General features: G+C 69.3%; 20 protein-coding genes and 4 tRNA genes. 14 read left to right on the top strand and 10 right to left on the bottom strand.

Annotated features, from left to right (window positions below; genetic code table 11):
• Nucleotide 1 precedes the first annotated feature (1 nt).
• Together ACZK5D_RS01560 and ACZK5D_RS01555 are read left to right on the top strand one after the other, a co-directional pair.
• A complete protein-coding gene (locus ACZK5D_RS01560; RefSeq protein ID WP_463664008.1) occupies nucleotides 2-1,480 on the top strand; it encodes a patatin-like phospholipase family protein in 1,479 nt (492 codons plus the stop codon).
• Nucleotides 1,481-1,692: 212 nt separating this feature from the next.
• On the top strand, nucleotides 1,693-3,357 hold the full coding sequence (locus ACZK5D_RS01555; RefSeq protein ID WP_463664184.1) for an alpha-amylase family protein: 1,665 nt from the start codon (nucleotides 1,693-1,695) through the stop codon (nucleotides 3,355-3,357).
• A gap of 5 nt (nucleotides 3,358-3,362) precedes the next feature.
• Here ACZK5D_RS01555 and ACZK5D_RS01550 read toward each other — a convergent pair.
• Nucleotides 3,363-3,435 (bottom strand) — tRNA-Lys (locus ACZK5D_RS01550).
• A 42-nt stretch (nucleotides 3,436-3,477) separates the two neighbouring features.
• Here ACZK5D_RS01550 and ACZK5D_RS01545 point away from each other — a divergent pair.
• From ACZK5D_RS01545 to ACZK5D_RS01525, 5 genes are all read left to right on the top strand, one after another.
• Entirely contained in the window at nucleotides 3,478-4,125 is a 648-nt protein-coding gene (locus ACZK5D_RS01545; protein ID WP_458994615.1) for a hypothetical protein, read from the top strand.
• A gap of 354 nt (nucleotides 4,126-4,479) precedes the next feature.
• On the top strand, nucleotides 4,480-5,865 hold the full coding sequence (locus tag ACZK5D_RS01540; RefSeq protein WP_463664007.1) for an SH3 domain-containing protein: 1,386 nt from the start codon (nucleotides 4,480-4,482) through the stop codon (nucleotides 5,863-5,865).
• Nucleotides 5,866-5,988: 123 nt separating this feature from the next.
• A tRNA-Glu gene (locus ACZK5D_RS01535) sits at nucleotides 5,989-6,061 on the top strand.
• Between the two features lie 124 nt (nucleotides 6,062-6,185).
• Nucleotides 6,186-6,259, top strand: a tRNA-Asp gene (locus tag ACZK5D_RS01530).
• Nucleotides 6,260-6,287: 28 nt separating this feature from the next.
• Nucleotides 6,288-6,364, top strand: a tRNA-Phe gene (locus tag ACZK5D_RS01525).
• Nucleotides 6,365-6,423: 59 nt separating this feature from the next.
• Here the strand turns inward: ACZK5D_RS01525 and ACZK5D_RS01520 are convergent.
• Both ACZK5D_RS01520 and ACZK5D_RS01515 read right to left on the bottom strand, forming a co-directional pair.
• Entirely contained in the window at nucleotides 6,424-7,371 is a 948-nt protein-coding gene (locus ACZK5D_RS01520; RefSeq protein ID WP_458994617.1) for an alpha/beta hydrolase, read from the bottom strand.
• A gap of 16 nt (nucleotides 7,372-7,387) precedes the next feature.
• Nucleotides 7,388-7,597 carry a DUF3073 domain-containing protein gene (locus ACZK5D_RS01515; protein WP_458994618.1) on the bottom strand — a complete coding sequence of 70 codons (210 nt, stop codon included), beginning with the start codon at nucleotides 7,595-7,597 and terminating at the stop codon, nucleotides 7,388-7,390.
• 194 nt (nucleotides 7,598-7,791) lie between these two features.
• Here ACZK5D_RS01515 and ACZK5D_RS01510 point away from each other — a divergent pair, with 194 nt between their 5' ends.
• Nucleotides 7,792-10,005, top strand: a complete 2,214-nt coding sequence (locus ACZK5D_RS01510) for an NADP-dependent isocitrate dehydrogenase (RefSeq protein ID WP_463664006.1) — start codon at nucleotides 7,792-7,794, stop codon at nucleotides 10,003-10,005.
• 73 nt (nucleotides 10,006-10,078) lie between these two features.
• Here ACZK5D_RS01510 and ACZK5D_RS01505 read toward each other — a convergent pair whose 3' ends face one another.
• The 6 genes from ACZK5D_RS01505 to ACZK5D_RS01480 form a co-directional block, all read right to left on the bottom strand.
• A complete protein-coding gene (locus ACZK5D_RS01505) occupies nucleotides 10,079-10,768 on the bottom strand; it encodes a YceI family protein (RefSeq protein WP_463664005.1) in 690 nt (229 codons plus the stop codon).
• 82 nt (nucleotides 10,769-10,850) lie between these two features.
• Complete coding sequence (locus ACZK5D_RS01500) at nucleotides 10,851-12,146, bottom strand: MFS transporter (protein WP_463664004.1); 1,296 nt, start codon at nucleotides 12,144-12,146, stop codon at nucleotides 10,851-10,853.
• A complete protein-coding gene (locus ACZK5D_RS01495) occupies nucleotides 12,136-12,570 on the bottom strand; it encodes a MarR family winged helix-turn-helix transcriptional regulator (RefSeq protein WP_463664003.1) in 435 nt (144 codons plus the stop codon). The genes ACZK5D_RS01500 and ACZK5D_RS01495 overlap by 11 nt, the downstream gene beginning before the upstream one ends.
• 69 nt (nucleotides 12,571-12,639) lie before the next feature.
• Nucleotides 12,640-13,263, bottom strand: a complete 624-nt coding sequence (locus tag ACZK5D_RS01490; protein WP_463664002.1) for a peroxiredoxin family protein — start codon at nucleotides 13,261-13,263, stop codon at nucleotides 12,640-12,642.
• Entirely contained in the window at nucleotides 13,260-14,213 is a 954-nt protein-coding gene (locus ACZK5D_RS01485; RefSeq protein WP_458994624.1) for a cytochrome c biogenesis CcdA family protein, read from the bottom strand. Before ACZK5D_RS01485 ends, ACZK5D_RS01490 begins: the two co-directional genes overlap by 4 nt.
• Nucleotides 14,213-14,539, bottom strand: a complete 327-nt coding sequence (locus ACZK5D_RS01480; RefSeq protein WP_458994625.1) for a thioredoxin domain-containing protein — start codon at nucleotides 14,537-14,539, stop codon at nucleotides 14,213-14,215. Before ACZK5D_RS01480 ends, ACZK5D_RS01485 begins: the two co-directional genes overlap by 1 nt.
• Before the next feature lie 97 nt (nucleotides 14,540-14,636).
• Between ACZK5D_RS01480 and ACZK5D_RS01475 the strand changes: the two genes are divergently transcribed.
• Together ACZK5D_RS01475 and ACZK5D_RS01470 are read left to right on the top strand one after the other, a co-directional pair.
• On the top strand, nucleotides 14,637-15,335 hold the full coding sequence (locus ACZK5D_RS01475) for a response regulator (RefSeq protein ID WP_463664001.1): 699 nt from the start codon (nucleotides 14,637-14,639) through the stop codon (nucleotides 15,333-15,335).
• The gene (locus ACZK5D_RS01470) at nucleotides 15,332-16,480 is read left to right on the top strand and encodes a sensor histidine kinase (protein WP_458994627.1); all 1,149 of its coding nucleotides are present in this window, start codon (nucleotides 15,332-15,334) and stop codon (nucleotides 16,478-16,480) included. The genes ACZK5D_RS01475 and ACZK5D_RS01470 overlap by 4 nt, the downstream gene beginning before the upstream one ends.
• A gap of 84 nt (nucleotides 16,481-16,564) precedes the next feature.
• Here ACZK5D_RS01470 and ACZK5D_RS01465 read toward each other — a convergent pair whose 3' ends face one another.
• Nucleotides 16,565-17,785 carry an ROK family protein gene (locus ACZK5D_RS01465; RefSeq protein WP_458994628.1) on the bottom strand — a complete coding sequence of 407 codons (1,221 nt, stop codon included), beginning with the start codon at nucleotides 17,783-17,785 and terminating at the stop codon, nucleotides 16,565-16,567.
• 123 nt (nucleotides 17,786-17,908) lie between these two features.
• Between ACZK5D_RS01465 and ACZK5D_RS01460 the strand changes: the two genes are divergently transcribed.
• From ACZK5D_RS01460 to ACZK5D_RS01445, 4 genes are all read left to right on the top strand, one after another.
• Nucleotides 17,909-19,180, top strand: a complete 1,272-nt coding sequence (locus ACZK5D_RS01460; RefSeq protein ID WP_463664000.1) for an ABC transporter substrate-binding protein — start codon at nucleotides 17,909-17,911, stop codon at nucleotides 19,178-19,180.
• 18 nt (nucleotides 19,181-19,198) lie between these two features.
• Nucleotides 19,199-20,104, top strand: a complete 906-nt coding sequence (locus ACZK5D_RS01455; RefSeq protein ID WP_458994630.1) for a carbohydrate ABC transporter permease — start codon at nucleotides 19,199-19,201, stop codon at nucleotides 20,102-20,104.
• Nucleotides 20,101-20,994, top strand: a complete 894-nt coding sequence (locus tag ACZK5D_RS01450; RefSeq protein ID WP_458994631.1) for a carbohydrate ABC transporter permease — start codon at nucleotides 20,101-20,103, stop codon at nucleotides 20,992-20,994. Before ACZK5D_RS01455 ends, ACZK5D_RS01450 begins: the two co-directional genes overlap by 4 nt.
• A gap of 82 nt (nucleotides 20,995-21,076) precedes the next feature.
• Complete coding sequence (locus ACZK5D_RS01445) at nucleotides 21,077-22,798, top strand: glycoside hydrolase family 13 protein (protein ID WP_458994632.1); 1,722 nt, start codon at nucleotides 21,077-21,079, stop codon at nucleotides 22,796-22,798.
• Nucleotides 22,799-22,812 lie beyond the last annotated feature (14 nt).

The raw sequence follows: 22,812 nt of genomic DNA, 5'->3' as shown, positions 1-22,812 counted from the left end.
AATGGCTGTCAAGGGTTGGTTCGGACTTCCTTTCTTCGGGCAGAGCCCGCGCCCGGAGGTGGTGTCCTGCACGCTGTCGGGCGGCGGCTCCCGGGCCGGCTTTCAGCTGGGTGCGCTGGACTACCTGTACCGGCACGACGAGGCGTTCGCGCCCAGCGTCTTCGTCGGGGCCTCCGCGGGGGCCATCCTTGCCTCCGCCCTCGCACAGGACCCCACCAGGGAGGGCCAGCGCGCCTATCTGGAGCGGCTGACCGGGCTATGGATGTCCATGACCGGCCCTGAGGACATGTTCACACCGCGCCCCTGGTTCCAGCGGCTCCAGGCCGAGGCGCCCGTCTGGCTCGAGGTGGTCTCCCTGCCGCGACAGGCGCCGCCACGCCCCCCGAGGAGGCCGGCGCTGCTGCCCTTCCTGCGCTCCTCGCCGGCCAGCCCGCAGAGCCCCGACGAGCCGCCGCCGATGGACCCACTGGAGTTGGCGCTCACGCCCGACGAGGACGTCCCCTCCGAGTGGTCCCTCTCGGTGCTGTCCGGCATCGCCGCCCACCTGGGCAGGCTGCCCCGCATCGGCAGCGGCCTGGGCAGCATCTGGCAGGGTATGGGCCGCTCGCGCTCCATGTACCGGCCGGGTCCCATGCTCGCCCACCTGCTCGACCCGGGCACCTTCGACCCTCAGCGGGTGGCCACCTCCGGTGTGACGCTTCGGATCGCCATGGTCTCGCTGGAGAGCGGCGAGCTGCGGTTCATGACCGAGACCGGCACCATGGTCGACCGCGCCGACCGCCCCGTCGACGACACCGAGCACAACCTCGCAGTCGGCGTGCTCGCCTCCTGCGCCATCCCCGCCGTGTTCCGGCCCGTCCCGATCGGGGACGAGACCTACGTCGACGGCGGCGCGCGGGAGAACCTGCCCGCCGAACTGGCCATCGGCCACCTCGGGGCCGCGCGCAACTACGTCATCTCGTCACAGGCGCAGGGCCTTCCCCAGCGGGCGAGCATGGTGGACGCCGACATGTTCAGCGTCGTGATGCGCTCCACCGAGATCCTGATCGACGAGGCGGGCCGTGACGAGCTCGCCTACGCGCACTCGGCCGGGGCGATCGTCATCCACCCCGAGCTCGCCGTGCACGACACCATGACCGTCCACCCCGGCCTGATCGCCATCAATCGGGACTACGGCTGGTTCCGGGCCGCCGAGCGGCACCTGGGCCTGGGAGAGGCGGCGGAGGAGCTGCACCGCCGCATCATCACGCTCCGCATGCGCATCATCCGCCTGGAGGAGCGCCTGTTGGAGAACCCCGAGCCGAGCCGGCGGGACTTCCTCACGCTGCGGGGCGCCAAGGTAGAGCTGCGCGACGCGGTCCGCTCCGCCCACGACACGCCGTTGCCCGACGGCGTCGAGGACTGGTGGACGACGTGGGAACGCCACGCGGTCACGCCGACCACCGAACCCCCCTGGATGCCACTCACCGCGCGAGGCTGAGCACTACGCTGAGCAGCGTGAAGACGACCTTCGACCTCAGGTGGGAGCGCTACGGCGCGGAGCTGATCGCGGCGCTGGAGGCCGTCTATGGAGAGCGGGCCTGGGAGGTCACCGACCGCGTGCGCGACCTCGTCAGGGAACGGTTCGACGCCCGCAGCGACGACCTCCGAGAGCTGGACGAAGCGCGGCTGCTGCGCCCCGACTGGCTGCAGATGCCTTCACAGGTGGGCTACGTGGCCTACACGGACCGCTTCGCCGGCACCCTCAACGCGATCGCCGACCACCTCGACTACCTGCAGGATCTGGGCGTCACCTACCTGCACCTGATGCCGTTGCTGCAGCCGCGCGAGGGCGCCAACGACGGCGGCTACGCCGTCGCCGACTACCGCACGATCAGGCCAGACCTCGGCACCATGGAGGACCTGGAGAACCTGACGGCCAGCCTCCGGGCCAACGGCATCTCGCTGGTGGTGGACCTCGTTCTCAACCACGTCGCCCGCGAGCACGAGTGGGCCCAGCGGGCGCGTGCCGGGGAACAGAAGTACCGCGACTACTTCATGGTTTTCCCGAACCGGACCATGCCGGACCGCTACGAGGAGACGCTGCCGGAGGTGTTCCCGGACTTCGCCCCGGGCAACTTCACCTGGGACGATGACCTGGCCGGCTGGGTGTGGACCACGTTCAACGACTACCAGTGGGACGTCAACTGGGCCAACCCCGACGTCTTCATCGAGTACCTGGACATCATCCTGGAGCTGGCCAACCGTGGCGTGGAGGTGCTGCGGCTCGATGCCATCGCCTTCATCTGGAAGGTGATGGGCACGAACTGCCAGAACCAGCCCGCCGTCCACGCGCTGACCCAGGCGCTCCGCGCGGCCGTGAGGATCGCGGCCCCCGCGGTGGCGTTCAAGGCGGAGGCCATCGTCGGCCCCAAGGACCTCATCACCTACTTCGGGGCGGGCGAGCACTACGGCAAGGTCTCTGACATCGCCTACCACAACTCCCTGATGGCTCAGCTGTGGTCGACCCTGGCCACGCACGACACCACCCTCCTGCGCCGCGCCTTGGGCGGCTTCCCGCCCAAGCCGGCCACGGCCACGTGGGGCACCTACATCCGCTGCCACGACGACATCGGCTGGGCGATCGACGACCTCGACGCCGCCACCTCCGGGCTCAACGGGTTCCAGCACCGCTCCTTCCTCAGCGACTTCTACTCCGGCATCCACCCGGACTCCTTCGCCCGCGGGCTGGTGTTCCAGGCCAATCCCGCCACCGGCGACCGGCGGATCTCCGGCTCCATGGCCTCCTTGGCGGGGCTCGAGGCCGCGCTGGAATCGGGCAACGCGTACAAGGAGGAGCAGGCGGTGGCCAGGATCAACCTGCTGCACGCCGTCATCTGCGGGTGGGGTGGCATTCCGCTGATCTACATGGGCGACGAGGTGGCCATGCTCAACGACCACGACTTCGCCCGCGACCCCGAACACGCCGACGACAACCGGTGGGTCCACCGCCCGGTGATGGACTGGGCGGCCGTGGCCGCGCTCGCCGACAACCCCACCTCGCCCGCGGCGAGGGTCAACGCCTGGCTCCGGCACGTCCTGTCCGTCCGGCGCCATGCAGCCCAGCTGCACGCCTCCAGGGAGGCCGTGTTCCTCGAGACCGGGGACCCGCGCGTCCTGGCCATCAAGCGGGACCACTCAACCGGCCCCATGGTTCAGGTGTACAGCTTCTCGCCCACGGAGATCACGGTGCCCATGGCGTGCGTGAGCGAGACCCTGGGAGAACGCGCCCGCGAGCTCCTCGACGGTGTGGAGTGGGACCTGACGCCCTGGACGATGACCCTGCGCCCCTACGCGGTGCACTGGTTCGCGGCCTGAGCCGGTGCCCCCAGCGGGGCTCGAACCCGCGACCCATGGATTAAAAGTCCACTGCTCTACCGACTGAGCTATAGGGGCGTCAGCAGTGTACCGGTCCGGGCGCGTGGCAGGCTGGGGGACATGCCCGCGTGGTCCTGGTTCGTCGTCGCCCTGCTGATCGGCGCGGCGCTGCTCGTCGTCGCCGTCCTCGTCGACCGGCGTGCCCGCCGTCGCGTCACCGGGGCCGGGGAGCCCGCACCGCGCCGCGGTCTCGACGAGGTGGACCGCCACGTGCCCCGCTACGTGACCCAGGATGAGATCGACGCCCTGCCCAGCCCCGCGTCGGGCCAGGGGGCGGGGCCACTCCCGCACGCCGGCGAGGGGTTCGGGTTCGGGCACGCCCACCCGGACTTCGCCACCGACCGCGAGGGGGCGCGCTACCAGGAGCCGCGGATTCTCATCGTCGACGGGGAGGTCTCGGCCATGCGCGAGCTCATGACGCCGCTCGCCGAGGCGACGCCCGAGCTCCCACTGGTGGTCGTGGCAGCCGGGATCCACCCCGAGGTGCTCACCACCTTGGCCGCCAACCGGCGTGCGCTGAGGTTGCCGGTGGTGGCCGCCGTGGCCGGCGCCCGCGATCGCGTCCGGCTCGCCGAACTGCTCGGCGTCGCCCAGGTGCCCGCGTCGGATCTGCGGGCCGGATATCTCCCCCCCGGCTCGTACGGCCTGGCCCTGGAGTGGACCAGCACCCTGAAGCGGGCATGGGTGGAGCCCCGGGATCTTCCCTGAACCTCAACCTCGGACCGTGAACCTCAAGTCAGAGTTGACCTCACCTTGATTCTGAGGCGTCCAAGACTCTCTCACCGGCGCCTCAGTATTCACTTTCGGCCAGTCGCTCGGACAAAAGCCCTAGTCACATCGCTTGATGACCGTTGGCCGCCGGCTAATCCCAAGGGTGTAACTCTTCCCCCGCGCGCGGCGTGTCGGCTTGCGCCCTCTCAGGCAGTTCTCACAACGCGTTGTTCCATCATGAGGGGCGCTCTTAGTCTCCGGGGCAGTGGCCGGACGTGTCGGGGGCTATGAAGCTCCGAGGAAGCGGCGCGTCCGTCCTCCACCAGCACTGACGTGTGAACGAGGAGAGACGTGAGAACAGCATTCAAGAGCCTGCGCGGCATCGGCGCCGCGGCGGGCATCGCGATCCTGGTCCAAGGGCTCGGCACCCTCGCCCTGGGACCCGCGGCGGACGCGGAGATCGCCAACGTGACCGCCACCACCAACGTGAACATCCGCTCGGCTCCCACGACGTCGAGCACCCGCCTGGCCGTCCTCCAGCGCGGCCAGAGCCTGCCCAGCTCGGGCTCGGCGAACGGATGGACCACCGTCACCTACCAGGGCAAGACTGCCTACGTCGCCAGCGCCTACCTCTCCGGGGGCACCGCCGCCTCCAGCCCCTCGTCCGAGACGTCCAACGGAAGCACCGCCGCATCCACGGGCACCGTCTACACGACGGCGAACCTCAACCTCCGCGTGGGGCCGTCGCTGTCCGACGCGGTCTCCATCGTCGTGCAGCGCGGCACCGCCCTCAAGCTGTCGGGCAAGGTCAGCGGGGCCTACGCCCAGGTGACCTACAACGGGAAGCTGCTGTGGGCCGCCTCCCAGTACCTCAGCCCCACCGCCGCGGCCGCCTACGGCGAACTGCCCAAGATCACCGGGAAGGGCCGCGCCACGGTGGCCCTCATGATCCGCACCACCCCCTACACGGGCTTCGTCAACCTGGGTGACGTGCCTGCCGGGACCATCCTGGACACCACCGGGGTGGTCACCAACGGCATGGCACAGGTGGTCTACAAGGGCGCCGTGCGCTGGGTGAACGCGAAGTACCTGGTCGCGGTCTCCGCCACCACCCCGGCCCCGACCGCCCCGGCCGTCCCCGCGACGACCACCCGGTACGCCACCACGGTGCTCAACATCTGGACGGCGAGCAGCGGCACGTCGTATGTGGGCGAGATCCCCAAGGGCGGCGTGGTGCAGGTCACCGGCCTGGTCACCAACGGCCGCGCCGAGGCCGTGGTCAACGGCGCCGTGCGCTGGGTGACCGCCCGCTACCTGTCGACGACGAAGCCGGCCGACGGCACGGCCTCCGGCGGGAGCAGCACCACCCTCAACCGCGGGTACTCCAGCGGTCTCGACCAGACCAACGCCAACGTCCAGGCCATCGTCCGCGACATCTGGAACCGCTACCCCGCGATCACCACGATGTACGGCTATCGCAAGGACGTCACCCCGGACCATCCCGCCGGCCGCGCCGTCGACGTGATGATCCCCAGCTACAAGTCCAACCAGGCGCTGGGCTGGGAGATCGCGCTGTACTACAAGGCCAACGCCGCCAAGTACAACATCAACTACATCATCTTCGCCCAGAAGATCTGGTCCGTGCAGCGCTCCAGCGAGGGCTGGAGGCTGATGGCGGACCGCGGCAGCGACAACGCCAACCACTACAACCACGTCCACATCAACACCTACGGGTAACATCTTCCCCTGAGCGGCGCCACCCATCCCCCCTGGGTGGCGCCGTTCACCGTGTCCGCCCGGTCCCGGGCCGCCCGCGCGTTTGCGCCTCCGCGCCCAATCTCCGTAGAATCGCCCTAGCTGGTCCCCATCGTCTAGCGGCCCAGGACTCCGCCCTTTCACGGCGGCAGCACGGGTTCGAATCCCGTTGGGGATGCTGTTGCCCACTCTCTCGGGAGTGGGCGCAAACCGGTTACGACAAGGCGTTTCGCTCGATTTCCCTTCTGGGAAGTAGTCACGCTATAGTTACCGGGCTGGCAAGGCCAGCAGGTCAAGAAATTGGCCCCGTAGCGCAGTTGGTTAGCGCGCCGCCCTGTCACGGCGGAGGTCGCGGGTTCGAGTCCCGTCGGGGTCGCTAGGTCGGCTTAAACGCCCGGCCACCTGGCCAGGTAGCTCAGCTGGTAGCAGCGTTCGCCTGAAAAGTGAAAGGTCGCCGGTTCGATCCCGGCCCTGGCCACCACGTCCCCCGCCCCGGCGGGGGTTTCTTGGTTTATCGGGGGCTACCCGCCTGGAGGCCGGCTAGGCCGCGTAGAAGCGCAGGAAGCGCGAGAACTCCGCGAACACCCTCGAGCGCACGTCGTCGCGCGACAACACCAGATCGTGCACGGCGTCGGCGATGCGCACGATCACCACAAGATGGCCGAGCTTCGGCGCCCTGGCCGCGATCCGGTCGACGTCGAGGACGATGTCGGCCAGCCGGAAGTCCTCGTCCCAGACGCGCCGGAAGTCGCTGCGGGCCGAGACGGCCACCAGGACTGGACAGTCGATGGAGAGGCCCAGCGCCACCTTGGCATGACCCTCGAGGATCGCGGCCATCCAGCCCACGCGGATGAGGAACGCGGGATCGCCCTTGAGGTTGTGGTTGTACTCCCACTCCCCTCCCTCGGCCTTGGCGATGCAGCGGCGGTAGAAGCCCGTGTCGAGCTGAGGGAGGGCGGTGGTGGCCACCACGGCGCGCGCCGCGCTGAGCACGGGCTGGGTGGCGGGACGCAGCACGGAGTTGCCCTGCAGCTCCAGCCAGGGCGCGTTGAGGATCAGCGCGGCGAACACTCCCGGGCGCTCGTGGGCCCACAGGGAGGCGACGAGGCCCCCCGTCGAGTGCCCCATGAGGACGATGTGGTCGTGGCCCTCCTCGACGAGGATGGCGAGCGCCTGGTCCAGCTCCTGGAAGTAGTCCGTGAGGTGGACGATGTATCCGGCGAGCTGCTTGTCGCGCAGGGAGCGTCCGTAGCGGCGCAGGTCGACGGCGTAGAAGTCGAAGCCCTGTGCCGCCATCTCGTCGGCAAGGTGCGTCTGGAAGAAGTAGTCGTTCCAGCCGTGGATGTAGAGGACGGCCCGGTTGCCTGTCGGCGGGTTCCGCCGGACGAGGGTGGCCACCAGGCTGCCCTCGGGCTCCAGGGCATAGACGGGCGCATCCGGGAGGGGGATGACCAGCTGCTCGTAGCCTGGAAGTTCGACGTCGGGCACCCAGGGGTGCCCGGCCTCAGGAAGTGCGGCGCTCGTACTCGTCGTCGTAGTCGTCGTCGTCGCCCGTCGTCTCTGCGTACGCCTCAGGGATGTCGTTGGTGGTCTCGTCAACGATCGCGCCGCCCCGGAGCTCGCGCTCCAGAGACGAAAAATCGGTGTCCACCGCGCGATACTTCAGATCGCGGGCCACCTTGGTCTGCTTCGCCTTTGCACGGCCGCGCCCCATATCGGGTCGACCCCCTTGCTTTGTCCTTCGCGGACTGGCCGCGGAATCTGTCAGATACTCGTGGGTACAGGCTACCCAATCCGGCGGGTTCCTCCAAAGAACGTGGTCCTGGGCGGTGGGGGTGTTCGCCAGCGTCGAACTCGGTGGCGCACCGATAAGCTGAGCCTCAGCCAAACCTGAGGAGTTCACTGCACATGGGCAACATCATCTACACCCTCACCGACGAGGCCCCGCTGCTCGCCACGTATTCCCTCCTTCCCATCATCAACGCCTACGCCGGCCAGGCCGGGGTGGACGTCGAGACCCGTGACATCTCCCTGGCGGCGCGCATCCTCGCCCAGTTCACGGACACCCTCCCGGAGGACCAGCGGATCGACGATGCCCTGACCGAACTCGGCGAACTGGCGAAGCAGCCGGAAGCCAACATCATCAAGCTCCCCAACGTGTCCGCGTCGGTGCCCCAGCTCAAGGCCGCCATCACCGAGCTCCAGTCCCAGGGCTTCGCGCTCCCCGACTACCCGGAGGACCCCCAGAGCGACGAGGAGCGCGACGTCCGCGCCCGCTACGACCGCGTGAAGGGCTCCGCCGTCAACCCGGTGCTGCGCGAGGGCAACTCGGACCGGCGCGCGCCCGAGTCGGTGAAGAACTACGCGAAGAAGAACCCGCACCGCATGGGCGCCTGGACCCCCGAGTCCAAGACCGCCGTCGTCACCATGGACGCCGGTGACTTCCGCCACAACGAACAGTCCGTCGTGCTGCCCGCCGCGGACACCCTCACCATCCGGCACCGCGCCGCCGACGGCACCGAGACTGTGCTCAAGGGCGGGCTGAAGGTCCTCGAGGGCGAGGTGGTGGACGCCACCGCCATGCGCGCCGCCGCGCTCGACGAGTTCCTCCGCGCCCAGGTGGCCGCCGCCAAGCAGTCCGGCGTCCTGTTCTCCGTCCACCTCAAGGCCACCATGATGAAGGTCTCAGACCCCATCATCTTCGGCCACGTCATCGAGGCGTTCTTCCCCGAGGTGTTCGACCGCTACGGCGCGGACCTCGCGGCCGCCGGCCTCTCCACCCACGACGGCCTGGGCGCCATCCTCGCCGGCCTCGACGCCCTGCCCAACGGCGAAGAGATCAGGGCCGCGTTCGAGCAGGGCCTCGCGGACGGGCCGAAGCTGGCCATGGTCAACTCCGATAAGGGGATCACCAACCTGCACGTGCCCTCGGACGTCATCGTCGACGCGTCGATGCCCGCGATGATCCGGCAGTCGGGCCACATGTGGGGCCCCGACGGCGAGGAGGCCGACACGCTCGCGGTCCTGCCTGACTCGTCGTACGCCGGCGTCTACCAGGCCGTCATCGAGGACTGCCAGGCCAACGGCGCCTTCGACCCCCGCACCATGGGCACCGTCCCCAACGTCGGGCTGATGGCCCAGAAGGCCGAGGAGTACGGCTCGCACGACAAGACGTTCGAGATCTCCGCCGACGGCGTCGTCGAGGTGGTCGACGCGGCCGGCACCGTGCTCATGAGCCACGACGTGGCCGCCGGCGACATCTGGCGCGCCTGCCAGACCAAGGACGCCCCAATCCAGGACTGGGTCAAGCTCGCGGTCACCCGCGCCCGCCTCACCGGCTGGCCCGCGGTGTTCTGGCTCGACACCGAGCGCGCGCACGACCGCAACCTCATCGAGAAGGTCCGCACCTACCTGGCCCAGCACGACACGGAGGGGCTCCAGATCGAGATCATGAGCCCCGTCGAGGCCACGCGGTTCACCGTCGAGCGGCTGCGCCGCGGGGAGAACACCATCTCCGTGACCGGCAACGTGCTGCGCGACTACCTGACCGACCTGTTCCCCATCCTCGAGCTGGGCACCTCGGCCAAGATGCTGTCGGTGGTCCCGCTCATGGCCGGCGGCGGCCTGTTCGAGACGGGCGCCGGCGGCTCCGCGCCGAAGCACGTCCAGCAGCTCGTGGCTGAGGACTACCTGCGCTGGGACTCGCTCGGCGAGTTCCTGGCGCTGGCCGCCTCGTTCGAGCACCTCGCCCAGACCGAGGGCAACGCGCGGGCCGGGATCCTGGCCTCCACGCTCGATCGCGCCACCGGCACGTTCCTGGACAATGACAAGTCGCCCACCCGGAAGCTCGGCGGCATCGACAACCGCGGCTCGCACTTCTACCTGGCCATGTACTGGGCGCAGGAGCTGGCCGCGCAGACCGACGACGCCGAACTGGCCGCCGTCTTCGGGCCGGTGGCCGCGGCACTCGCCGACAGCGAGGCGACGATCGTCGCCGAGCTGCTGGCCGTGCAGGGCAGGCCGGCCGACATCGGAGGGTACTACCGCCCCGACGACGCCAAGGCGACGGCGGTGATGCGCCCCTCCCAGACGCTCAACGAGATCATCGACTCGCTGAGCTGACCCAGCCCCGAACGCCGATGAGGCGCCGCCCAGGTAACCGGGTGGCGCCTCATCGGCGTTCGGGAGGTGTTCGTCAGCTGAAGAGCTTCTTCAGCCAGCCCACGAAACCGCCCTGGACAGGGGTGACCGTCTCCGCGGCGCGGGCCGCGGGCTGGGCCGGGGCGGCGGCCACCGGCTCCTCGGCCACAGGCTCCTCGACGACGGCCTCGGCCGCGTCGGCGTTCTTGATCGCCGAGACCTCGAAGACCAGGTTGACGTTCTCGGAGACCAGCACGCCGCCGGTCTCGAGGGCCGCGTTCCAGACCAGGCCGAAGTCCTTGCGGTTGACGGGCACCGAGCCGGAGAGGCCGACGCGCTCGTTGCCGAACGGATCCACGGCCGAGCCCTCGTAGTCGAAGTCGATGGCCACCGGGCGGGTGACGTCCTTGATGGTGAGGTCGCCCTCGACGCGCAGGGTGTCGCCCGACGGCGCGGTCACGTTCGACGAGGTGAAGCGGATGGTGGGGTACTGCTCCGCGTCGAAGAAGTCCGCCGAGCGGAGGTGCCCGTCGCGGTCAGCGCTTCCGGTGTCGACGGAGGCGGCGTTGATGGTCATGTCGATGGCGGCGCCGCTCAGCCCGGCGCCTGTAGAGGCGCTCCCCTGGAAGTCGGTGAAGGCGCCCCGGACCTTGGTGACCATGGCGTGCCGGGTGGTGAAGCCGATCTCCGTGTGGCTGGGATCGATGGTGTAGGTCCCGACGAGCTGGTCGAGGGTCGCGGTCATGGGGGCTCCTTGCGGTGACTGGTTGAATGTGAAACCAGCCTATCCGTCTTTAGTTGAAGTGTCAACCATCGGTTGGAGCGGCTCAGCCCCTCGTCGGCTGGGGCTCCCGCTCCGCGATCCACACGCGCAACCGGAGCGGCCAGCCCCGCTCGACCGCCAGCCGGACGCCGTCGTGCGCCATGAGATAGGCCAGCACGCCGAGTGCCGCCGCGCCGGTGGTGAGTGCCCCGATGAGCACCATGGATCGCGGGCCCCACAGCTCCCCCAGCCAGCCGATGAGCGGGGCGCCCAGCGGAGTGCCGCCGATGAAGATCGCCATGTAGACGGCCATCACGCGGCCGCGGAACTCGGGCGCCGTCCCCAGCTGGACCGCGGCGTTCGCCGTCGTCATCACGGTCAGGGCGAAGAACCCGGTGGGGACCAGCAGCAGCGCGTAGGTGGCGAAGGTGGGGGCGGCCGAGAGCAGGGCGGTGCTCACCGAGAACGCGCCGAGCGCGGCCAGGACCGTGCGTAGGCCCGGCTGCGTACGGCGCGTGGCGGCGAGCGCCGCGCCGAGGGTGCCGATGGCCATGATCGTGCCCAGCAGCCCGTACTCCTGGGCGCCCTTCCCGAACACCTCCGTGGCCATGGTGGCGTTGTAGATCTGGAAGTTCATGCCGAAGGTGCCCAGCGCGAACACGATCACCATGAGCACGATGAGGTCCGGCCGGCCCGCGAGGTAGCGCAGGCCGTCGCGCGTGGCGCCCCTGGCCTTGGCGAGCCGGGAGGGGCGCAGCTCGCCGGGCCTCAGGGCCAGGACGGCGGCGAGCATCGCGGCGAAGCTCACGGCGTTGATGAACAGCGTGGGGCCCACCCCGAAGGCCGCGATCAGCAGCCCCGCGGCGCCGGGTCCGATCAGTCGGGCGCCGTTGAACGACGTGGAGTTCAAGCCCACCGCGTTGGGCAGCAGCTCCGGCGGCACGATCTCGGAGACGAAGGACTGGCGGGCGGGGTTGTCGAAGGCGGTCACGACGCCCTGCAGGAAGGCGAAGAGGTAGACGTGCCACAGCTCGACGACGCCCAGCGCCACCACGAGCCACAGCGCCAGCGCCGTGAGCCCCAGCAGTGCCTGGGTGACCGCGAGCATCCGCCGCTTCGGCAACCGGTCCACCAGCGCGCCCGCATAAGGGGCCAGGATCGGGATGGCGAGGAACTGGAGCGCGGTGACGATGCCCAGCGCGGCGCTGGAACCGTCGGTCAGCTCGGTGAGCACCAGCCAGTCCTGCCCCACCCTCTGCACCCACGTGCCGATGTTGCTGATCAGCGCGCCGGCGAAGAACAGCCGGTAGTTGCGCACCGCGAAGGAGGCGAACATGCGCCCCCGCTGCTCACTCCGCATGGGACACCTCCATGAGGAGGTCCGCCGCCCGCCGGAGAAGGTCGAGCTGCTCGGGGGCGAGGGTGGCGATGTGGGCGAGCATCCAGGTGTCGCGGTTGGCGATGGTCTCCTCGACCACCCGCACCCCCTCGTCGGTGAGCGAGACCAGGATCTGCCGCCCGTCCTGCGGGTGCGGCGACCGTGCCACCAGCCCCTTGTCCGCCAGGCAGTTGACCGTTCGCGTCATCGACGGCGTACTCACGGCGTCCCTGGCCGCGAGCTGCGTCGGCGTTCGGGGCCCCTCGAAGTGCAGGAACACGAGCACAGAGAACTGGTGCGGAGCCACGTCACTGGTGCTCTCGAAGCGCACCCGGCGCGAGATGCGCTGGCAGGCGACGCGGACGTCATTGGCGAGGCTCAGGAGGTCTGGGGGGTAGTCGGGCATGCAGTCCTTTCGTAGCAGTTGATTAGTCTAGTTCATTACCTTGGGTAATCAAATGCTGGACGCTTGCCCTTAGCCGAGGCGGGCCGTGATCTCGTCGAGCAGTTCCTGCGGGTCGAGCCACATCGAGGGGTAGTTGCCGTACCAGCGTTGGACGCCGTCGCCGTCGATGAGGACGAACCCGTGTCCGGGCAGCCCGGGGTGCATGCCCTTGTCGAGCACGTCGTAGGCCTTGGACACCGTCCCGTCGTCGAGGAGGTAGGGAGTGGTGACGCCGAACTGCTGCATGTCCGGCAGGATCTGCTGGGCGGTGTTCATGACGATCGGCAGCACCTGGACGCCGGCCTCGGCGAATCCGGGGTTCTTCTCGATCTCGGCCATCTGCATGGTGCAGGATGCGCAGCCCGCCCCCTCGTTGAAGTAGATGAGCACCGGTTGGGGGCGCAGGTCGCTGAGGTTCACTGTGGTGCCTGCGGTGGTGCTGAGCGTGAAGTCGGGGGCGCGGCGTTGGGTGTCGCCCTGCTCGGGCACGGCGGTCCACAGTCCGTAGCCGACGACTGCGAGCACGATGAGCGTGACCGCGCCGCCGATGATCCGGGTCCATGCCCGGCGGGTCTTGTCGCGGTGGGCCTCGGCCTGCCGGCGCTGCTGTAGTTGCTCGCGTCGGGACGGCGTCGTGGTGTCGCTGGGGGTCATCGGGGCTCCTGGGAGGGGACGGTCGGGTTGTCCGCCGGCGCTGGTGGTTGGGTGTCGCAGCAGTCGTGGGCCGCCGCCGTGGGCTGCTCGTGTCGACGGCGGTCTCTGAGGGTGGCGACGACGAACACCGCTGCGAGGGCGAGCAACGCCAGCCCGAGCACGGCCTCTGGGATGGGGGCGGTGATCGCGATCAGCCAGGCGAAGACCTCGCTGAGCCATGCCCCCACGCCGACCAGGGGTGCGTCGGCACCGGTCATCTCGGTCGCGCCTGCCTGCCCGATGACCAGGATGCCCATGGTCACGAACCCGATGGCGACCAGCAGGTTGACGGTGTTGGTGGTCAACGCCAGGCGGCCCAGCTTGATGTGGAGGGGCCGGGCGCGGAGGCTGCGCATCCGTTCGGGGCGGCTGTCCCACAGCAGGGCTATCACGAACAGCGGTATCACCATCCCGAACACGTACGCCAGGCCGAGGACGAGGCCACCGACGGGCGAGCCGGACAGCGCGGACAGGGTCATCACCCCCGCCAGGACGGGCGCGCAACAGCTGGAGGCGATGCCGGAGAACACGCCGAGGCTGAAGAAGGTGGCCGTGTCGCCGCGGGAGGTGTCGGGGGCGCGCAGGACCGACGGCATCGACCACATGGCCCCCGACAGCGCCACCATCCCCAGGCCGATCATCAGCAGGCCGCCGGCCCAATAGAGGACCGCGTGGTACTTGGCGATGGCGCCGGCGATCAGGCTGACCCCCATGGTGATCGGGACCAGGACAAGGGCGAGGCCGGCCGCGAACACGAAGGTCAGCGGGATCAGCCTCCAGCGACGGTTCTTCGCGGCAGCGGCCAGGTAGCTGGGGGCGAGGAACACGATGCAGCAGGGGGCGAAGAGCGCCACACCGCCCGCGAGGAACGCCGCCAGGATCCCACCGGCGCTGAGCAGGTCGGCGCCCATCAGCGGGCACCGAGGTGGTCGACGAGCCGAGCGAGCTTCCCGCGCGGGATCCGCCCGTCATGGAAGTAGCGCCCCCCGACCACCGTGAGTGGAAACAGGCCCGGGCGGTGCTCGGCGATCAGGGCCTGACCCTCGGGCGACTCCGCCTGGACCGTGGTGAGGCGAAGGAGGCCCGCGCGGTCGAGAGCGTCGAGCCGAGTGTGGGCGTCGTGGCAGTAGTGGCAGGCGGATGTGGTCACCAGGGTGACGTCCACCGGCTCGGTCGGTGCGGACAGCGGCGGGGCCGCCTTGATCTCGTTCACGTTCCCAGATTCGTTCCTCGCCATCAGGGAACCCTTCAGCCCGTGTCAAGATTCGGCCAAGAACACGCTCACCGCCCTGTGGGCCTTAGGGGACCCACGCGGGCGCGCCGATAATGTCGGTATGTCCGAGTTGCGCAGATCGAGCGTGTTGGTGGTCGACGATGAGCGTCCACTGGCAGGGATCGTCGCCTCCTACCTCAACAAGGCAGGTTTCGACACCGCCTTGGCCTACACGGGCCCGCACGGGGTCAGCTCGGCGCGGGAGCTGGACCCCGATGTCGTCATCCTCGACCTGAGCCTCCCTGGAATGGACGGCATCGAGGTGTGCCGCCAGATCCGGCAGTTCTCAGACTGCTACATCCTGATGCTCACCGCACGCGCGGACGAGGTCGACAAGCTGATCGGACTGTCGGTGGGCGCGGACGACTACCTGACCAAGCCGTTCAGCCCGCGCGAGCTCGTCGCCCGCGTCAACACCGTCCTCCGCCGACCGCGCCGGCACGGCAATCCGCCGTCGGCCCCGCGCGTGTTCGGCGGTCTGCGCGTGGACGTCGACGGCCGCGACGTGTGGGTCGACGGCCGGCCGGTGGGAGTGACGCGCACCGAGTTCGACATCCTCGACGCCCTGTCGAGCCGGCCCAACGTGGCGCTGAGCAGGCGGCAGATCATCGAGGCGGTCTGGGGCCCAAGCTGGGTCGGCGACGACCACGTCGTGGACGTCCACGTTGCCAACCTCAGGAAGAAGCTCGACGACCCACCCGCAGAGCCCCGATTCATCCTCACGGTCCGCGGAGTGGGCTACCGGATGGGACCAGGGTGACACGGCGACTGCGCGACTCCATGGGCCGGATGCGCTGGGGCACACGCACGTTCCTCACCCAGGCACTGGTCGTCACCGTCGGCGTGATCACCGCCGCCCTCGTCGCCGTCGTCGTCGGCCCGCCGCTGTTCCACGAACATCTCCAGCAACTCGGCCACACCGACGGGACCGCGGAGATGCAGCACGTCGAGGAAGCCTTCCTCGACGCCGGCGTCCGGTCGCTGGGGATCGGCCTGTCGGTGGCCCTCGCCCTGGCCATCGGCCTGACATGGCTGGAGACCCGGCGCGTGCGGCGACCGCTTGAGCAGTTGACTGCCGCGTCGGCCCTGCTCGAGGCGGGCGACTACAACGCGCGCGTGCAGAAGACCACCACCAGCCCGGAGTTCAACACAGTTGCCGACGCGTTCAACGACATGGCCAGCCGGCTCCATGACACCGAGGCCACCCGAAGGCGCCTCCTGTCAGACGTGGCGCACGAGCTCCGCACCCCCCTCTCGACGCTGACCGCCGAGCTGGAGGCGATCGTCGACGACGTGGTCCCCTGGGACCACGACAGCCAACAGCTGCTCATGCAGCAGGCCGCCCGGCTCAAGCGGATCGCCTCCGACCTCGACGACGTGTCCCGTGCAGAGGAGGGCAGGTTCGCGCTCGACCTCCACATGCACCCGGTGCGGGACCTCGTCGAGGCAGCCGTCGCCTCGGTGGAGCCCCGATACGCCGAGAAGGGAGTCGGGTTGTCCGCGGACTCGGACAGCGGGCTCGTGTCGGCCGATGCGCAGAGGGTGGCTCAGATGTTGGGCAACCTGCTCGACAACGCGCTGCGGCACACCCCCGCCGGCGGGACGGTGCACATCAGCGCACACCAGTCACGGAACGACATGGTGATCAGGGTCACCGACACCGGCGACGGCCTCACCGCCGAGCAACTCACCAGGGTCTTCGAACGGTTCTACCGCGCCGACACGGCCCGGGCCCGGGATGCGGGCGGCTCCGGGATCGGGCTGACCATCGCACGCAGCCTCGCCCTCGCCCACGGCGGCACCCTCACCGCCACCAGCCCGGGGCCCCGCAACGGCTCAACCTTCACCCTCACCCTCCCCCTGGCCACCGAGCCGACGCCGCCGGGTGTCGTGACGGGTTCCTGATCCCTGGCGGGTTGCACCCGTGGCAGACGGGACCGTCAGATCGGGCCCGTGCAGGGGCCCACGTGTGCCCCATTACCCCGCGGCTCAGCCGGCCAGGCGCCCCGTCAGGAGCGGGAGGACGATATCGCTCGCCGCCTCGCGGGCGGCGGACACGGCACCGAGCGCCACTACGTCGCCCCCCAGCCGCGACGCCAGGATGACCGGCGGCGGGATCTCCACCTCGTCTGCGACATGGGCCGCCGCCAGCTCGATGACCTCCCCCAGCGCTTCCGCGACGGCGCCGCACACCACGACGACCTCGGGGTCGTAGAACCGCGACAGCACCGTGCAGATCCGCCCCAGCGTGCTGCCCAGCTCCTCGAGCAGCGGCCGCGACACCGGGTCGGAGAGCCGCGCTTGGGACAGCACCACCTCGGCGGTGAGGGCGTCGACGGGCAGCTGGGACCACGGATGCTCGGCCGGGATCAGCCCGCGCCCCACCTGGGACCGCAGCCACTGCTCGGCGAGATACCCCAGTCCCCAGGTGCCGCCGACCCCGGAGACGTACGTCAAGGCCTCAAGCTCGCCCACTCCCCCGTGCGCGCCCCGCACCAGCCGGCCCTCCAGGACCACGCCCGAGCCGAGGCGCAGCCCGGACAGCATGGCGACGAAGTGGTCCCGGCCGCGCGCCTCTCCGAACGCGCCCTCCGCCATCGCCGCCAGCGCGCCGTCGTTCTCCACGCGCACGGCGGGGAACACCTGGCTCAGCGCCTCCTGCAGGTCCGCGTTCATGTAGCGCCAGAACCCGGACGGGTTCGACGGCGACTCCCCCCGCCCGTCGACGGGCGCCGGCACGCCCACGCCTACCGCGATGACGTCCTCCCGGGCGCGCCCCGCCGCGCCGAGCACCGCGTCGATCAGGCGGAACGCCATGTCGCGGCGGTCCGCGGGGTCAGGGTCGGTGAGGTCGAAGAAGCTGGCCACCTCGAGGTGCTCGCGCGCCAGCACCCTCCCCGTCAGGTCGGCAAGGATGGCGGTGAAGCGTCGGCCTCCGGCATCCAGCCCGACGAGGAGGCCCGCATCTCCGCGCAGCTCGAAGCGCCTGGCAGGCCGACCGATCCGCTGGCCCGGCACGGCTGCGGGCCCGGACAGCTCGCTGACAAGGCCGACGTCGATCAAGGTGTCCACCGCCGCCAGCGCCGTCGAGCGGGTCAGGCCCAGGGCGTCGATCACGTGGTCCGCGCCGAACGCCTGCGCGTCCCACGCATACTCAAGGACCGCAGCGGTGCTGGCCCGATGGCGCGCCTGGCGATCAGTCGAACCCACTCCCCGACACCCCCTTGACGTGTGCGCTTCCGTGATGCATCCTAAACCCGTACGGATTTCTTCGATAATTAAATATATTACTCGAAGTAAACCGTTTCCGTCCAACGACGAAGGGACAACGACGTGCCTCACACTCCAACCATCGCGCCCCGGCGCACCTTCCTGAAAGGGCTGGCGGCAGTGGGAGCCGCCAGCGCCCTTCCCTGGGCGTCGGGCTGCTCGTCCGGCTCGCAGCAGACCATCCTGTTCCACCAGTCCAAGCCGGAGGCGGTGCCCTACTTCCGCCAGCTGGCGGCCGACTTCAGCGCCTCGCAGGACAAGTTCAGGATCCTGCACGACATCTCCACCAACCTCTCCGCGAGCTTCGTGCGCAGCAACCCACCGGATCTCGGCCTGCTCAACTACAACCTCGAGATGGCGCGATTCATGGAACGCGGCGCACTGTCGGACCTCTCGGACCTGCCGGAGGCCGCCACCATCCGCGACGACGTCGTCGAGCTGTCCAAGTCCTACCCCCAGTACCCGGGACGGACCAGCGTGCTGCCCTACTCGGCCATGGCCGCCTCGGTGATCTACAACAAGCGCCTCTTCGCCGACAACGGAGTCGAGGTGCCCACCACCTGGGACGAGCTGATCGACCTGTGCGAGAAGCTCACCGCCGCCGGGGTCACCCCGTTCTACGCGACGTTCATGGACCCGTGGACCATCATGCAGGGCTGGTTCGACTACCCCGCCGGCGGCATGGTGGATATCGCGGAGTTCTACCGCAAGATGAACGAGATCGGCGCCGACGTGGGCCCCGATTCGGAGGTCTCCTTCCAGAAGACGATGTTGGAGCCGGTCAAGAAGATGGTCCAGCTCACCGGCTACATCAACAGCGACGCCGCCAGCCGCGGCTACGGCGACGGCAACACCGCGTTCGCCAACGGCGCCGCGGCGATGATCTTCCAGGGCCCGTGGGCCTTCGGCGAGTTCGAGAAGGTGGGCAACGACCTCGATCTCGGCACCTTCCCGCTGCCGGCCACCGACAGCGCCGACGACCTGAAGGTGCGCGTCAACATCGACCTCGCGCTGTGGGTTCCGGAGGTCTCCGACGGCCAGGAGGGGGCGCGGGCGTTCCTGCAGCACCTCATGAAGCCGGAGATCCAGGACCCGTACAACGCCGAGTTCCTGGGCTTCGGCACCACCAAGAACGCGGCCCCGGCCACCGACCCGCGCATCCTCGGGATGAAGGAGTACTACGACTCCGGCCGCTTCTACATGGGCCCGTCGCAGTTCATCCCCAACAACATCCCCGCCCCCAACTACTTCCAGTCGATCGCCCTCGGGGCCGACCCGGAACCGCTGCTCGCGCAGCTGGACCGCGACTGGGCCCGACTCGCCTTCCGCGCCTGAGACAAAGGAGTCACACGCATGTCAACCCCGTCCCGGGCCAGCGCGCCCGCGAAGCAGCAGGCGCAGAGGCGCCCCGTCGAACCCATCTACTGGCTCTTCCTCGTGCCCGCCGTCGCCGTGTTCACGCTGATGATCGCCTACCCCGCCGTCGAGGGCATCACGATGAGCTTCACCAACTCGATGGGCTTCGGCGACTTCGAGTGGATCGGCTTCCGTAACTACGTGGCCCTCTTCCGCGACGAGAACATCCTCTCGTCCTACGGCTTCACCCTCCTGTTCGCCGCCGTCACCGTGATCCTGGTCAACGTCATCGCCTTCTTCCTGGCGCTGGGGCTCACCTCGAAGATCAAGTTCACCAACCCGCTGCGCACCGTCTTCGTCATCCCCATGGTGATCTCGGCCATCATCTACTCGTTTGTCTTCCGCTTCCTGTTCAACAACTCGCTGCCGCAGCTCGGCGCCGCGCTGGGGATCGAGAACCTGTCGACGAGCCTGCTCGCCAACCCGGACTGGGCATGGTTCGCCATCGTCCTGGTCACCACCTGGGGCTCGGTGCCCAGCGCCATGCTCATCTACATCGCGGGCCTCATGACGGTCCCCGGCGAGGTCTACGAGGCCAGCTCCATCGACGGCGCCACCCCGGCGAAGAACCTGTGGCACATCACGCTGCCGCTGGTGGCCGGCTACGTGGGCATCAACATGATCCTCGGCTTCAAGGGCTACCTGGCGGTCTACGACCAGATCGTCGGCCTCACCCAGGGCGGCCCGGGCACCGCCACCCGCAGCGTCGCGTTCACCATCTTCGCCGGCTTCAGTGGTGGGGACTACGCCTACCAGATGGCCAACGCCGCCGTCTTCTTCGTCATCACCATCGTCATCGCGCTGCTGCAGCTGCGCCTCACCCAGGGAAGGTCCGGCTCATGAGCACCCCACTCGCCACCGCCACCGTCGGAATGCCGGCCCCCGCGGCGACGTCGCGCCGCGGCCGCGTCGGCCAGGAGAAGGTCAACTGGACGGCCACCGTCCTGCTGATCCTTGCCTCGCTCACCGTCCTGGTGCCGCTCTACGTCACCATCTCGATGGCCTTCAAGACCACCCAGCAGTCCACCGACCTCAACGCCTTCAGTCTCCCCAACCCGTGGAGCGTCAGCGGATTCGTCGAGGCGTGGAGCCTGACCAACTTCCCGCGGGCCTTCCTGGTCTCCCTGATCGTGACCCTGGTGGCGGTGGCCGGCGCCATCCTCGTGTCGTCGATGGCTGCCTACGCCATCGTGCGCAACTGGGACCGCAAGCCCTTCCGCTACTCGTTCTACTACCTGCTGGCTGCCATGTTCATCCCGTTCCCCGTCGTCGCGCTGCCGCAGGTGCGCCTCACCGGCCTGCTCGGATTGGACAACTACGTGGGCGTCGCCATCCTGCACATCGTGTTCGGGCTGGCGTTCAACACCCTGCTGTTCAGCACCTTCCTCCGCTCCATCCCGCTTGAGCTCGAGGAGTCGATGCGGATGGACGGCGCCAGCACCTGGCAGACGTTCTGGAAGCTGATCTTCCCGCTCCTGTCCCCCATGGCCGCGACGGTGGGCATCTTCGCCTTCCTCAGCTCCTGGAACGACTTCATGATGCCCTCGCTGATCATCTCCCAGCCCGAATGGCAGACGATCCCCGTGGTCAACAACATCTTCCAGACCCAGTTCAGCAACAGCTACAACGTGAGCTTCGCGTCGTACCTGATGGCCATGGCGCCCGCCATCGTCGTGTACCTGTTCGCGCAGCGCTGGGTGATGTCCGGCCTGACGCAGGGCGCGATCAAGTAGTCACCCACCACCCCGGGGTGGGGCAGCAGCCGAGCGCATGCCCCACCCCAACCCACCCGCACCACCCCACCAAGGAGAAGCCATGACAGCGACAGCCCAGCAGACCGCCCTCGCCGCCCGTCCGGACGGCTGGTGGCGCTCTGCCGTGGTCTACCAGATCTACCCCAGGTCGTTCCAGGACTCAGACGGCGACGGGATCGGCGACATCCCCGGCATCACCAGCCGCCTCGACCACCTGGCCGAGCTGGGCGTCGACGTCATCTGGCTCTCGCCCGTCTACCGCTCCCCGCAGGTGGACAACGGCTACGACATCTCCGACTACCAGGACATCGATCCGCTCTTCGGCACGCTCGCGGACCTCGACGAGCTGCTCGCCCAGGCCCACTCCCGCGGGATCAAGCTGGTGATGGACCTGGTGGTCAACCACACCTCCGACCAGCACCCGTGGTTCGTCGAGTCGCGCGATCCGGCCTCCCCGAGGCGGGACTGGTACTTCTGGCGCCCCGCCCGCCCCGGGCGTGAGCCCGGCACGCCCGGCGCCGAGCCCGACGACAGCGCCGCCGCCTTCGCGCCGTCAGCCTGGACCTTCGATCCCGCCAGCGGCCAGTACTACATGAGCATGTTCAGCCCCGGGCAGCCCGACCTCAACTGGGAGAATCCCGAGGTCCGCCAGGCCGTCTACGCCATGATGCGCTGGTGGGTGGCCCGCGGCGTCGACGGCTTTCGCATGGACGTGATCAACCTCATCTCGAAGCCCGCGAGCCTCACCTCGGGCGGCCCCGTCGATCCGGGCGCGGGAGACTTCACGCAGATCGCCAACGGTCCCCGCCTCGACGAGTTCCTGGCCGAGATGAACCGCGAGGTGGGCCTGGACGAGCAGAACCTGCTCACCGTCGGGGAGATGCCGGGCGCAACCCTGGAGGTGGCCCGCCGCGTGACGGACCCGGGCCGCCACGAGCTCAACATGGTCTTCACGTTCGAGCACGTCAGCCTCGACCAGGGGTCCGGGAGCAAGTGGGACCTCGTGGACCTGCCCCTGCCGGCATTGAAGGGCAACCTCGCGCAGTGGCAGTACGGCCTTGAGGGGTCGGGCTGGAACTCGCTGTACCTCGACAACCACGACCAGCCGCGGGCCGTGTCGCGCTTCGGCGACGACTCCCCCGAGCACCGCGTCAACTCCGCCAAGACGCTCGCCACGGTGCTGCACCTGCACAAGGGCACCCCGTACGTGTACCAGGGCGAGGAACTCGGCATGACCAACTCCCCGTTCACGGAGATCGGCCACTACCTGGACGTCGAGTCGCTCAACCACCACACCCTGGCTACGGCCATGGGCACCGCCGAGGCCGACGTGCTGCGCTCCCTGGCGGCGAAGAGCCGCGACCACGCCCGCACCCCCGTCCAGTGGGACGCCGGCCCGCACGCCGGGTTCACCACCGGCGTGCCCTGGCTGCCGGCCAACCCCAACTACCGCGAGATCAACGCCGAGGCCGCCCGCCGCGACCCCGGGTCGGTGTTCGCGCACTTCCAGCGCCTGATCCGGCTGCGTCACGACGACGAGGTGGTCCGCGAGGGCCGCTTCGAGCTGCTGCTCCCCGAGCACCCGCAGATCTGGGCCTTCACCCGCACGCTGGGCGGCACCACGCTGCTGGTGCTGGCCAACTGCTCGTCGACGCCGGCGGAGCTGCCGCTGGACGCCCTGCCCAGCCTCGACGGCGCCGAGCCGGTGCTGGCCACACACGACGATCACTCCACCTCGGTGCTCGCGCCGTGGGAGTCCCGCATCCTCCGCCTCGCCCACTGACACTCCCAGCCGAA

The organism is Tessaracoccus yangjingae (assembly GCF_055326235.1).
This window is presented reverse-complemented; position numbering and strand designations above follow the sequence as displayed.

Excerpts from the sequence above, each read along its gene's own strand:
- ACZK5D_RS01445 (WP_458994632.1), top strand. The coding sequence starts at position 21,077 with ATGACAGCGACAGCCCAGCAGACCGCCCTCGCCGCCCGTCCGGACGGC.
- ACZK5D_RS01455 (WP_458994630.1), top strand. The coding sequence starts at position 19,199 with ATGTCAACCCCGTCCCGGGCCAGCGCGCCCGCGAAGCAGCAGGCGCAG.
- ACZK5D_RS01560 (WP_463664008.1), top strand. The coding sequence starts at position 2 with ATGGCTGTCAAGGGTTGGTTCGGACTTCCTTTCTTCGGGCAGAGCCCG.
- ACZK5D_RS01480 (WP_458994625.1), bottom strand. The coding sequence starts at position 14,539 with ATGGCGAGGAACGAATCTGGGAACGTGAACGAGATCAAGGCGGCCCCG.
- ACZK5D_RS01510 (WP_463664006.1), top strand. The coding sequence starts at position 7,792 with ATGGGCAACATCATCTACACCCTCACCGACGAGGCCCCGCTGCTCGCC.
- ACZK5D_RS01485 (WP_458994624.1), bottom strand. The coding sequence starts at position 14,213 with ATGGGCGCCGACCTGCTCAGCGCCGGTGGGATCCTGGCGGCGTTCCTC.
- ACZK5D_RS01555 (WP_463664184.1), top strand. The coding sequence starts at position 1,693 with ATGCCTTCACAGGTGGGCTACGTGGCCTACACGGACCGCTTCGCCGGC.
- ACZK5D_RS01450 (WP_458994631.1), top strand. The coding sequence starts at position 20,101 with ATGAGCACCCCACTCGCCACCGCCACCGTCGGAATGCCGGCCCCCGCG.
- ACZK5D_RS01475 (WP_463664001.1), top strand. The coding sequence starts at position 14,637 with ATGTCCGAGTTGCGCAGATCGAGCGTGTTGGTGGTCGACGATGAGCGT.
- ACZK5D_RS01495 (WP_463664003.1), bottom strand. The coding sequence starts at position 12,570 with ATGCCCGACTACCCCCCAGACCTCCTGAGCCTCGCCAATGACGTCCGC.
- ACZK5D_RS01515 (WP_458994618.1), bottom strand. The coding sequence starts at position 7,597 with ATGGGGCGCGGCCGTGCAAAGGCGAAGCAGACCAAGGTGGCCCGCGAT.
- ACZK5D_RS01505 (WP_463664005.1), bottom strand. The coding sequence starts at position 10,768 with ATGACCGCGACCCTCGACCAGCTCGTCGGGACCTACACCATCGATCCC.
- ACZK5D_RS01490 (WP_463664002.1), bottom strand. The coding sequence starts at position 13,263 with ATGACCCCCAGCGACACCACGACGCCGTCCCGACGCGAGCAACTACAG.
- ACZK5D_RS01500 (WP_463664004.1), bottom strand. The coding sequence starts at position 12,146 with ATGCGGAGTGAGCAGCGGGGGCGCATGTTCGCCTCCTTCGCGGTGCGC.
- ACZK5D_RS01545 (WP_458994615.1), top strand. The coding sequence starts at position 3,478 with ATGCCCGCGTGGTCCTGGTTCGTCGTCGCCCTGCTGATCGGCGCGGCG.